Annotated in this window: 9 protein-coding genes and 1 pseudogene; 5 read left to right on the top strand and 5 right to left on the bottom strand. The window is 67.3% G+C overall.

From position 1 onward, the window contains the following. Positions 1-48: 48 nt before the first annotated feature. Together D3654_RS00255 and D3654_RS00250 are read right to left on the bottom strand one after the other, a co-directional pair. Positions 49-486 carry an acyl-CoA thioesterase gene (locus tag D3654_RS00255; protein ID WP_120519547.1) on the bottom strand — a complete coding sequence of 146 codons (438 nt, stop codon included), beginning with the start codon at positions 484-486 and terminating at the stop codon, positions 49-51. A gap of 51 nt (positions 487-537) precedes the next feature. Then, complete coding sequence (locus D3654_RS00250; RefSeq protein ID WP_120519546.1) at positions 538-3,936, bottom strand: DEAD/DEAH box helicase; 3,399 nt, start codon at positions 3,934-3,936, stop codon at positions 538-540. 131 nt (positions 3,937-4,067) lie between these two features. Here D3654_RS00250 and D3654_RS00245 point away from each other — a divergent pair, with 131 nt between their 5' ends. From D3654_RS00245 to D3654_RS00235, 3 genes are all read left to right on the top strand, one after another. Continuing rightward, positions 4,068-5,252: an ArsB/NhaD family transporter gene (locus D3654_RS00245; protein WP_120519545.1), complete on the top strand. Its 1,185-nt coding sequence runs from the start codon at positions 4,068-4,070 to the stop codon at positions 5,250-5,252. Between the two features lie 115 nt (positions 5,253-5,367). Beyond that, the gene (locus D3654_RS00240; protein WP_120519544.1) at positions 5,368-6,222 is read left to right on the top strand and encodes a DMP19 family protein; all 855 of its coding nucleotides are present in this window, start codon (positions 5,368-5,370) and stop codon (positions 6,220-6,222) included. Between the two features lie 161 nt (positions 6,223-6,383). Next, a complete protein-coding gene (locus D3654_RS00235; RefSeq protein ID WP_120519543.1) occupies positions 6,384-7,361 on the top strand; it encodes a type IV toxin-antitoxin system AbiEi family antitoxin domain-containing protein in 978 nt (325 codons plus the stop codon). A gap of 166 nt (positions 7,362-7,527) precedes the next feature. Here the strand turns inward: D3654_RS00235 and D3654_RS00230 are convergent, their stop codons facing one another. Then, complete coding sequence (locus D3654_RS00230) at positions 7,528-8,118, bottom strand: DUF5655 domain-containing protein (RefSeq protein WP_245413014.1); 591 nt, start codon at positions 8,116-8,118, stop codon at positions 7,528-7,530. 25 nt (positions 8,119-8,143) lie between these two features. Beyond that, the gene (locus tag D3654_RS00225; protein ID WP_120519542.1) at positions 8,144-8,668 is read right to left on the bottom strand and encodes a COG4315 family predicted lipoprotein; all 525 of its coding nucleotides are present in this window, start codon (positions 8,666-8,668) and stop codon (positions 8,144-8,146) included. 170 nt (positions 8,669-8,838) lie between these two features. On the opposite strand from D3654_RS00225, the gene D3654_RS00220 reads away from it, so the two are divergent. Together D3654_RS00220 and D3654_RS00215 are read left to right on the top strand one after the other, a co-directional pair. Continuing rightward, a complete protein-coding gene (locus D3654_RS00220) occupies positions 8,839-9,336 on the top strand; it encodes a sigma-70 family RNA polymerase sigma factor (RefSeq protein WP_120519541.1) in 498 nt (165 codons plus the stop codon). Then, positions 9,333-9,998, top strand: a complete 666-nt coding sequence (locus D3654_RS00215) for an anti-sigma factor family protein (protein ID WP_120519540.1) — start codon at positions 9,333-9,335, stop codon at positions 9,996-9,998. Before D3654_RS00220 ends, D3654_RS00215 begins: the two co-directional genes overlap by 4 nt. 223 nt (positions 9,999-10,221) lie before the next feature. Here the strand turns inward: D3654_RS00215 and D3654_RS00210 are convergent. Next, positions 10,222-10,736, bottom strand: a pseudogene (locus tag D3654_RS00210) (radical SAM protein); the annotation flags it as partial.

Genomic DNA, 10,736 nt, shown 5'->3' with positions numbered 1-10,736 from the left:
GACGGCGGCTCCACTCCTTCCGGGGTGGAGCCGCCGTCGCGCTGGGGGTCAGTAGGCGCCGTCCGTAACGGCCCCGGCGGCCTCGCGGATGTGTGCCGGCCAGGGCTGGGCCGCCGTCGCCCCGGCGGGCACATGGGCGGTGGTCACGGTTCCGTAGGCAGCAACCCCGCCCTCGAAGGCGCCGTGGGCATGGCCGCGGACCTCGAACGCCAGGGTCATGGACGTGCGGCCAAGCTCGCGGATCTCCACCGTGGCCGTCACCCGCTGGCCGAACCACAGCTTGGACGTGTAATTGATGACCTGCTGGACGCGCGGCGCGCTCGGGAAGTAGTCAGGCAGCTCGAGGCTGCGGAAGAGCTCGGCCTCGGCCGCTTCGACCCAGCGCACGATCGCGGAGTTGTGCTGGTGGCCGGAAGCATCGGTGTCCACCCATTCCACGGTGCGTTCGATGCTGGCGTGCGGGTTCCGCGGTGCTGCGTAGTTCATGAAGCAAATATACAAATAATGACGGCCGTCCGGATAATGCCATACGGCGGCCTATTCGTTGAACAGCCCCGCCAGGTCCTCGGCCGTGAGGGAGCCGCCGGCCAGGGCGTCACCTTCCATGACGTCGGCGAACAGCTGCGACTTCTTCGCCTTCAGCGCCATGACCTTTTCCTCGATGGTGTCCTTGGCCACCAGGCGGTACACCATCACGTTGCGGTTCTGGCCGATCCGGTGCGTGCGGTCCACGGCCTGCGCCTCGGAGGCCGGGTTCCACCACGGGTCCAGCAGGAACACGTAGTCCGCCTCGGTGAGGTTCAGGCCGAAGCCGCCGGCCTTCAGGGAAATCAGGAATACCGGTGCCGCGCCGTTCTTGAACTCGCTGACGACGTCGGCCCGGTTGCGGGTGCTGCCGTCCAGGTAGCAGTACTCCACGCCCTCGGCGTCCAGCCGCTCGCGGACCTTGCCCAGGAATCCGGTGAACTGGCTGAAGACCAGGGTGCGGTGCCCCTCGGCGATGATGTCCTCGAGCTGCTCGAACAGCACATCCAGCTTGGAAGAGCGCACCGCTGCGAGGGACTCGTCCACCAGCGAGACGTCCAGGCTGAGCTGCCGCAGCAGGGTGAGCGATTGGAAGATGGTGAAGCGGTTCTTGTTGACGTCGTCGATCAGGCCCAGGATCTTCTGCCGCTCCCGCTGCAGGTGCGTTTGGTACACCTTGTGGTGGCGCGGGTTGAGCACCACTTCCAGCACCTGCTCCTGCTTGGGCGGCAGGTCCTTGATGACCTGCTCCTTGGTGCGGCGCATCATCAGCGGGCGCACCCGGCGCCGGAGCTTGTCCAGCTGCGCCGTGTCGCCGTTCTTCTCCACCGGTTTCTGGTAGTTCTCCGCGAAGCGCTTCGGGCTTGAGAACAGCCCGGGCGCCACGATCGAGGTCAGGGCCCAGAACTCCATGAGGTTGTTCTCCAACGGCGTGCCCGTGATGGCGAGCTTGAACGCCGCCGGCAGCTTGCGCGCGCACTGGTACGCCTTGGACTGGTGGTTCTTCACGAACTGCGCCTCGTCCAGCATCAGCCCGGCCCACTCCCGGGAGGCATACGCCGCCTCGTCAATCCGGAACAGCGCGTAGGAGGTGATCACGACGTCGGCCCCCGCCATTGCGTCCGACGGCGACACTCGGCTTTTCGCGAAGGTTTCGGTGATGGTGCGGACGCTCAGCCCGGGGGCGAAGCGCTGTGCCTCGGCGGCCCAGTTGCCCACCACCGAGGTGGGGGCGACGACGAGGAACGGGGCGGCGGCGTCGGGCCCAGCACTCTCTTTGGCAGCGCAGATCAGGGCGATCGCCTGCACGGTCTTGCCCAGGCCCATGTCGTCGGCGAGCACCCCGCCCAGGCTGTGCTTGTACAGGAAGCTCAGCCAATTGAAGCCGTCCAGCTGGTACGGACGCAGCTCAGCGTTCAGGGAGGCCGGCAGCGGCAGCCCGGTCACGCCGTCGTCGAGCAGTCCGCCCACCGAGTCGCGCCACGCGGCCGCCTGCTCGTCCACGATCCCCAGCTGCGCGAACTCGTCCCACAGGCCCGCCTGGAAGCGGCTGATCTGCAGCGTTCCGTCCTTATGCGGGTGCTCCTGCAGGGCGCGGGCCTCGTCGATCAGGGCGCGCAACTGGTGCAGCTCGGGCAGGTCCAGCGAGAAGTAGGCGCCGCTGGGCAGCAGCATGCGGGTCTGCCCGGCGGCCAGGGCGGAGAAGACGGCGGCAAAGGAGACCGGCTCGCCTTCCAGGGTGATGACGATGCCGAGGTCGAACCAGTCGCGGTTGTCCGTGGCCTTCGTGGAGATGGAGACCACCGGCGCCTCGGAGGCCTCGCGGTAGTCGGCGATGTCGCCGCTGGTGTCCACCACGACGTCGGGCAGCTCGCGCAGCCGGGGGAGCACCTCTTCGGTGAAGGCAAGGGTGTCCAGGCCGTTCAGTTCCACCGCCGCGGCCAGGCGCGGCGCACCCCAGCCGCCGCTGGACGATTCGCCGAGCGCGGCAACCACGTCCCATGGCCGGCCGAGGCTTTCCAGGATCCGTGCCTCGGTGGCGTCGTCGCGGTAGCCGTGGTCGTCCGGGTGGCGCCACAGCGGCTGCGCCGTGACGAGCTTGCCCGCCGTGTAGTGCCATTCCCAGTGCAGCCGCACGCGGTGGTCGGCGCCGTAGTTGGCCAGCAGGGACAAGGTGGGGACCGCGAGGACCGGCAGTTCGACTTCCTTTGACGTCAGCCGCGCACTCTGCCGCAACTTCGGGTAGAACGCCGTGAGGAAGCGTTCCTCGTCCTTCGCAGGAATCTGCAGCCGGGTGGCCTCGGCCACGAAGTCCAGCAGTTCCTGCGATTCGCCCCCGGCCAGGGGAGCCAGGGTGATGAGGTTCTGCGGCGCCGGCACCCCGGGCAGTGCTTCGTGGCCGCCCGTGTAAAACAGCCCGTGTGCCGGGCGCCCGATCAACCCCAGTGCCCCCGGATCAACGGCCTCCCCGCCAATGGTGACGGACGGTGCGAGCTCCAGTCCGCCGTCGTTCCCTGTGTCAGTGCCGCCCGGCTTGCTTGGGGTCAGGCGGCTGAGGTCCAGCCCGACGACGGCGGGCTCCGCGGCGATGCGGACCGGCTCGCTGCCGCCGGAGTGCAGCAGTTCAAGGCCGATTTTTTCCGCCTCGGCGAAGAGGTCCCAGAGCTTCCTGCCCGCGTAGTCGTTGAGGAGAAGCCACATGTTGGAGCCGAAATTCCGGTGCTCGCTGCTGGAATGGCCGGCCAGGAGTTCCTGCAGCAAGCCGAGGTGGGCTTCGTTGAATTCGCGCTTGTAGCCCAGGTAATTCAGGTTGGACCAGGAGGCGTCGCCCTTGATCCATTTGCCCTTGGCGCCCATCATCACGGGCCGGGCCTTGAGTTGGCGGACGCTGCGGACGGGGTCGCGGCGGCCGGTGTAGGCGAAGTGCGGGGCGGGTTCCTCCACCTCGAACTGCAGGGCCAGGGGCACTCCGCGGCCGGGCTGCGGGGTGCTTCCGCCGGCGGAAATGAGCCGGTCCAGGGCGCGTTCCCAGGCCGGGCGCTGCAGCGGGACGGTGCTCCGGGAGGTCTGGCCGGGGGCGGGCACGCTCAGCAGCTGCGCCCGCACGGTGGGGTGGTCCTCGGCGGCGAACAGCAGCGCGGCCACGTGTTTGCAATCCTTGCGCACCGGGCAGCTGCACACGCCCACGGTGCAGCTCCAGCCGGACGGTTTGCGGACCAGCTTCGCGGAAGTTGAATACGGTGCGGCGCCGCTGCCCCGGACCTTGCCGAGCATGAGGCCGGTGCCGGCGTCGAAGGTGATGTTGCTGACGCGGCTGCCCATCGCGTACGCCAGGCCGGCCGCCAGGGAGCGGTCGTTGATGGCGGGAGTTTGAATCGCCAGATCCCAGGAATCGTCTGAGTGGGAAGGCATTCGGGAGGACTACTTTCGGCTCGGGGCTATCTATGAATCCTACTTGCATGGGCAGACGCCGAAACGTCGCCTGACGCAGAGCGCCAACCGGGGCACGATCGCCGGGGCGTGGGCAATACGATGAGGCAGTGATGGCTAGGACCTGGTTGACGAATGTGCGCGGTTACCTCCTTCCGACGGGGATTCTGCTGGCCGGCGTCGTTTGCCTTGCCACGGGCTTCCTGTCGGGAGCGGGGTTCCAGGCCCTGGCGCTTCGGACCGCTCCGATTCTGTTGTTCGTGGTGGCCATGACCGTTGTGACCGAATTGGTTTCCGATGCCGGCCTGTTCCAGGTGGTCACGGACCGGATCGCTGGCCTGGGCCGTGGACGGGTGTGGCTGTTGTGGCTCTTGATCGTCGCGCTTGCCACGGCGTCGACCGTCTTCCTCTCACTGGACACCACGGCGGTGTTGGTGACTCCGCTCGTCGTGCTGCTGGCCGTACACGCCGGAATCCCGCCGCTGCCGTTCGCGCTCACCACAGTGTGGCTGGCCAACACCGCGTCCTTGATACTGCCCGTCTCGAACCTGACAAACCTCCTGGCCCAGAACAGGCTGGCGTTTTCCCCTCTGGACTTCGCAAAGCTGGTCTGGGCTCCATCCCTGGTTGGCGTGCTTGTGCCGCTGCTGATCCTTGGAGTTGCCTTCCGCAAGCAATTGCGGGGGCGCTACGGCCCGCAACCCCGGCACCAAGTGATGGATCGCCCCTTGTTGGTGGTATCCGCGGTTGTGCTGGTGCTCCTGCTGCCGGCTCTGGTCTCCGGGATTCCGGTCCAGTTCCCTGCGCTCGCGGCAGCCATCATCCTGCTCACCGCCTATGCATGGAAACGGCCCTCCACGCTGAAATGGTCCATGATCCCGTGGCGGCCGCTCATGTTGACGGTCGGGCTCTTCATGGTGGTGGAGGCCCTCCACGAGAACGGCCTGGGTGCGCTGCTGGCCCGCGCGGCAGGCGACGGTGAGGGCTTCCCCGCGCTGCTGCAACTCGCAGGAGCCGGTGCGCTGGCTGCGAACGCGGCAAACAACCTGCCGGCCTATCTTGCGCTGGAACCTGTGGCTGGTTCGCCCACGCGGCTGGCCGCCCTCCTGATCGGCGTGAACCTGGGACCACTCGTCACGCCATGGGCTTCCCTCGCCACGCTCCTGTGGCACGAACGCCTCCAAGCCCTGAACGTCAGCATCCGCTGGAGCGGCTTTGCCCTGGCCGGCCTTGTGGCCGTGGTGCTGGTTCTGCCGGCTGCGGTCCTTCTGTTGTGGGTTTCTTCCGGAATGCCCTGACCCGGGCACAGACGACGCCGAAACTTCGCCGGACGTTCACCTTGCCCTCGGCTTTTGCCGTGCCAGCCGCGCGTAGCGTGAAAGCGTTCATCCGCTTCAAGCAGTGAGGAATCCCATGGCCAGCAACGAATACCCCGTCGTCCTGACGAAGGACAGCATCGACGTGACCGCCGCGGACGTCGTGGACGCCAACGTCACCGTGGTCAACGAGATGTACGAAGCACTGCTCAACCATGACGAAATCGCGCCCAACGCGCTGCGCAGCTACTACGTGGACTACTACCTGACCCAGGCCCTGTCCGGCGGTTTCGCCCAGTACGTCTTCACCAGCCCGGAGCGCGAGGACGTCGACGTCCTGGTCCGCCAAGGCCTCGAAGGCATGGGCGCCACGGCCCACCTGGACCTGTTCAACCGCACCGCCGAGGCGTTCGACGCCCTCTCCGAAGAGGAAGCCGAAGCGTACCTGGACGGCGAACTGGACGAATCCGAGGCACCCTCCGAGTCCGTTGCGGCGCTGGAAGAACTGGACGGCGAGTTCGAAGCCCTCCTGGAGAACGAGGACATCATCGAGCTCAACGCGGCCTGGCTGCGTGCCCAGGACGGCGTGCTGTACCTGGACGAAGAGCAGCTGGAAGCCCACATCGCCGCCCGCGTGGCCCTCATCCCGGACCTCGAAGAGCGCCGGGCCGAGGCCGCTGAAGCCGAACTCCTCGACGCCCCGGAGTTCGAGCTCATCATCCGCGAGCTGTGCGACGTGGCCGGCTTCGCGCTGGAAAAGATCACCATGGGCGATCCGAACTACATCCACGACGGTGAGAAGACCCTCGCCTGGCACTTCACCACCGACCACGGCGACTACATCATGGTCGAAGAGGACGACGAAGCCTTCATGCTCCACCCGGAGACCAAGGAAATCGTCGCCGCCGTCGAGTTCGAGGACGACGACGAACTCGAGGGCGCTGAGGCCTAAGGGTTCACTCCGGTTGCTGGCGCCGAGGTCGCCGGAACACTGCGGGGTCGCTGGAAAATTCCGGCGACCCCGCAGCTTTGCGGCGAATTCGTGCGGAGGAGTTTTCCACATAGAGAGACCGGCGCCTGTCGCCGGACCATGGCCCCGCCAAGGCTTGGTGCATGACACTGTCCCAACCCCCGCTCCTGTCCGCGCCACCGGCCTTGCCCCAGCTCCCGCCGACAGGTTCCCTCTGGCGGACGGATCAGCTGCATGCCGCCGGATTGAATTCCCGGGCCATCGCGGTCCTGGTCCGTCACCGTGAGCTGATCCGTCTCCGGTACGGCTGCTACATCCGGGCGGCTTTGTGGAACGGACAGAAGCCTTGGATCCGCAGTGAACAACTGATCCTGGCTCACGCCCACGGAACCCGCACGACGTCGAACGGCAGCTTTGCCTATTGCCACACCTCCGCAGCCCGGGTACATCGGTTGTTCGTCTGGAATGCCGACGACCTTGTCCACGTCCTCTTGCAGACCCGGCCGTCCGGCTGCCGTTTGGGAAAGGACGTCCGTGGGCACACGCGGCCGTTCAGTGAAGCCGACGTCGTCACCGTCAGACGGCTCAGGGTCACGTCACTGGAACGGACGGCGGTTGATTGTGCCCTGATGCTGGGCTACCGGCAGAGCTTGATCATTATGGACAACGCGCTCAGGCAGGGCGCCGACCCGCTCCGAATGAAGGAGATGGCAGAGGCCGTTCCAGGGCGGCGCGGTGTGAAGAACCTTCGCCGGGTTCTCGAAAACGCCGATTCGCGCTCCGAATCGGCCGGCGAGACCTTGACTCGTGAGCTCCTGCAACGGCTGCGGATCCCTATGCCGGAGATCCAGCTTGAAGTCATGAGCCGAGCCGGACGCCATCGCATGGACTTCGGCTGGAGGGAACGCAGGATCGCGCTCGAATTCGACGGGAAGACCAAATACTTCGACTATGCACCAGCTGAGGAAGTTCTCTACCGGGAACGGCAGCGTGAAAACGCCCTCACCGAGGATGGCTGGATGTTCGTGCGTCTCAAGTGGCAGGACTTGTTCAACGAGGAAACATTCAAAAGCAGGATCCTGGCAGCATTGCGCCGCCGGCCGGAACCACGGGCCTCTTGAACAGTAACCGGGGCAGGCCGCCGTCATTGACCATCGCCCGGGTCGCGGGAGGGCTGCGAGGTCGCCGCAACGTTCCAGCGACCCCGCAGCCCTCCCGCGAATTCGGCGGGGTGACGCGCGGTGCATGCGCCCGGAAGCCCACGCGAGGCGCCCGGAAACCGGAAACCTACGAATTCTCCGCCAGCGCCCGCTCCAGCAGGCCGAACAGCTCCCCGTCCACCCCGTCCACGGACTTGAGCCGGACCTTGCGGTCGAAGAAGTCCCCCTCGCGGACCTTGACCGCTTCCACCCGGCCGCCCGGCGCCACGGCCAAACGCAACAGGACGTCCACGCTCGTGTTGTTCGCCCGTGTCACCTGGGCGAACTTCCGCTTGGGGCTGTGCAGCGAAATATAGCCCTTGCGCATCTGGATTCCGACGCCGTCGGAGGCTGCGGCCCAGGCGAGGAGGGCATCGGCGATGGGCCGCAGCTCCGGGTGTTTTGCGTACTGGCCGTCGATCAGTTCGTCGGCGCCGCGCAGCATGAACTCCGGATACCCGAACATCTCCCAGGACACCGCGTACTGCGCGTAGCCGCTGATGCCGTGTTCGTCGCGCATCCAGTCGCGGAGCTCGCCGTCGTTCTTCACTCCGGCCGCGCGGCCGCGCTCAGCCCACCAATGGACATCGTGCCCGGACTTGCGCAGCAGCAGCTCCTGGTTGCTGTCCACCATCAACTTCCAGGTTCCGGCGTTCGTCAGGTCAGGTGTGGAGGCCATGCCCCGATCGTAGCGAAGCCCAGGGTCAGTACCCCATCCCCGAGTCCTGCTTGATCATGTCGCCGGACGGGCTCACCAGGTACCAGAGGTCGTTGAAGCCCTGCCCCTTCACGTCGCCGGCAGTTGTGTCCTGCGCGTAGAAGTAGACCGGCAGGCCGTTGATGGTCACCTGCTTCTTGCCGTCCGCCGTCGGGATGGTGCCGATGGTTCCGCCCACGCCCTCCACGGCGGGCGTGTCCGAGCCAGTGGTCACCGCCGGCCACAGGGCCGTGCAGGCTCCTTCGCAGGCGCTCTTGCCCGAGTCCTTCACGTCCTTGGTGAACAAGTAGACGCTCATGCCGTTGGCACCCACCACGATGTCGCCCGCGCTGGAGCTGGCCGTTTTCAGGTCCGGCCCGGCGGCCGGCGCGCTGGACGCCGGCGCGCTCGACGACGGCGCGGCGCCGGCTGAAGTGGGAGAGGTACCGGTCGGCGAGGTACCGGGACTGCCGCCGCAGGCAGCCAGGAACAGGGCGAGGACAAGGACGCCGATGCCGGGATGCTTTTTCATGGGTTCGCTCCTTCGCCGGGGCCGGCCGGATCGGCCGGACGCTCATCCGGTACGACGCCGGCAGGTGTTGAATGGTTCACAGGGACTGAACCTTTTCGGGACTGAACCTTTTCGGGCCGGCGGGCGTCGTATCAGCGAAGGCAGCCCGCCGAAGGAACCAGGAGGCAGCGATGCCGCTAGACGAGGACGTGGTGGCCGCGATCTACCGCGACCACGGCACCGCGCTGCGCCGCTTCGTGCTCAGCTGCACCAGCGACGAAAACCTGGCGGACGACGTCGTGCAGGAAACCGTGCTGCGGGTCTGGCAGCACGCCCCGCAGATCACCGGAAGCCTGCGCAGCTACCTGTTCCGCACCGCCCGGAACGTCATCATCGACAATTACCGCAAGGCCCGCCGCCGCCCGGCGGAAACCGGCCCCGATGCCCTGGAACTGGCCGAGAGCAGCGAACGGGTGGACGAACTGCTCAACCGGGTCCTCATGGAGGAGGCCCTGCTGCGGCTCAGCCAGGGCCACCGGGAAGTCCTGGTGGCCCTGCACTACCAGCGCTTCACGGTGAACGAAGCCGCGCTGCAGCTCAACATTCCCGCCGGCACCGTGAAATCCCGGGCCTTCTACGCCGTGCGCGCCCTGCGCACCATCCTGGACGAAATGGGGGTGCAACGATGAACGAGCACACGCTCCTGGGCGCCTACCTGCTGGGCGGGCTGGAACCGGCCGAAGCACTCGCCTTCGAGGAACACCTCGCCGGCTGCGCTGCCTGCCGCCGCGAACTCGCCGAGCTGGAGAGCCTGCCCGCGCTCCTCGACGCCGTTCCCGTGCCCGACGCCGTCACGCTCGCCGCGTCGGCCGGACGGCGGCCCGCCGTCGAACCGCCCGCCGCTGAGGCGCCGGTCCTGCTGGAACTTGCCGCCCGACGTCGGAAGTCCCGGCGGTGGCGTGCCGTACTGGTGGCGGGGGTCGCCGCGGCCTGCCTTGCCGGCGGCCTCCTTGCCGGACCGGCGGTGGGCGGCCTGCTCAACCCGCCGCCTAAACCGGATGCCAGCTACTCGCTGCAGGCCGAAAACGGGATGCAGCTGACGGTCGGACTGGTCAAGAAAACCTGGGGCACGGAGCTCGAACTCGAAGGCCGCAGCATGCCGCTCGAGGGCACCCTGTACCTGTGGGTCAAGGACCGCGCCGGCGGCGAGGAACTCGCCTGCGGCTGGACCGCGACGCCGAGCGGGCGCATCAAGGTCACGGGCGCCACGCCGGTGCAGCTCGCCGGGATCTCCGGCGTGGAGTTGCGGGACGAAGCCAGGAAGACGGTGGCGGCCGTATCGGTGCCCTAAGGCCAGCTGGGTGCGGCTTTCCAGCACCCGCGCCGCGATGTGGGGAACGACGTCGTAGCCCAGGTCCCGGAGCTCCAGCGCCGACTGCATGGTGCGGGCGATGCCGTGGTGCGGCAGGCAGGTGATGGTCAGGGGGGCGGACGGCGGGACCGACGCCGTGAGCTTGTCGGCGATGCCGGCAGAGGGGATGATTTCGATTCTGGTGGGAAACATGGGCATGCCCCTAGTTGCCCGAAGCTCTTGCCGGAGCCGCGCTGAGGAGGGTGCGGGCTTCCTGGCGGGTGGTGCCGGAGTCCTGGATGCCTTCGGCGATGTGGGCCAGGTGGGCGGGGATGTCCCGGCCCTTCTTGCGCATGGCGGTGGCCCAGAGCCGGCCGGCANGCTTCGTCGGCGAGGTCCACGAATTCCTGGGGCTTGACCCAGCGGTCCACGGGCAGGTGCCGTTCGGAGGGGCGCAGGTACTGGGTGATGGTGACCAGGTCGCAGCCGGCCTCGTGCAGGTCCTTGAGGGCTTCGGAGATTTCTTCGCGGGTTTCGCCCATGCCCAGGATCAGGTTGGACTTGGTGACCATCCCGTGGTTGCGGCCCTGGGTGATGACGTCCAGGGAGCGTTCGTAGCGGAACGCGGGCCGGATGCGCTTGAAGATCCTCGGCACGGTTTCGACGTTGTGCGCGAACACCTCCGGGGCGGAGTCGCAGATCGCGGCGATGTGCTCGGGGTTGCCGGAGAAGTCCGGG

This window comes from Arthrobacter celericrescens (genome assembly GCF_003614925.1).
Classification (GTDB): Bacteria; Actinomycetota; Actinomycetes; order Actinomycetales; family Micrococcaceae; genus Arthrobacter; species Arthrobacter celericrescens.
Note: the sequence above shows the minus strand (reverse complement) of the source record. Positions and strands in the feature narration are given on the sequence as shown.

Bases quoted from the DNA above. Each gene is read 5' to 3' on its own strand.
- D3654_RS00225 (WP_120519542.1), bottom strand. From the start codon at position 8,668: ATGAAAAAGCATCCCGGCATCGGCGTCCTTGTCCTCGCCCTGTTCCTG.
- D3654_RS00250 (WP_120519546.1), bottom strand. From the start codon at position 3,936: ATGCCTTCCCACTCAGACGATTCCTGGGATCTGGCGATTCAAACTCCC.
- D3654_RS00230 (WP_245413014.1), bottom strand. From the start codon at position 8,118: ATGGCCTCCACACCTGACCTGACGAACGCCGGAACCTGGAAGTTGATG.
- D3654_RS00255 (WP_120519547.1), bottom strand. From the start codon at position 486: ATGAACTACGCAGCACCGCGGAACCCGCACGCCAGCATCGAACGCACC.
- D3654_RS00240 (WP_120519544.1), top strand. From the start codon at position 5,368: ATGGCCAGCAACGAATACCCCGTCGTCCTGACGAAGGACAGCATCGAC.
- D3654_RS00215 (WP_120519540.1), top strand. From the start codon at position 9,333: ATGAACGAGCACACGCTCCTGGGCGCCTACCTGCTGGGCGGGCTGGAA.
- D3654_RS00220 (WP_120519541.1), top strand. From the start codon at position 8,839: ATGCCGCTAGACGAGGACGTGGTGGCCGCGATCTACCGCGACCACGGC.
- D3654_RS00245 (WP_120519545.1), top strand. From the start codon at position 4,068: ATGGCTAGGACCTGGTTGACGAATGTGCGCGGTTACCTCCTTCCGACG.
- D3654_RS00235 (WP_120519543.1), top strand. From the start codon at position 6,384: ATGACACTGTCCCAACCCCCGCTCCTGTCCGCGCCACCGGCCTTGCCC.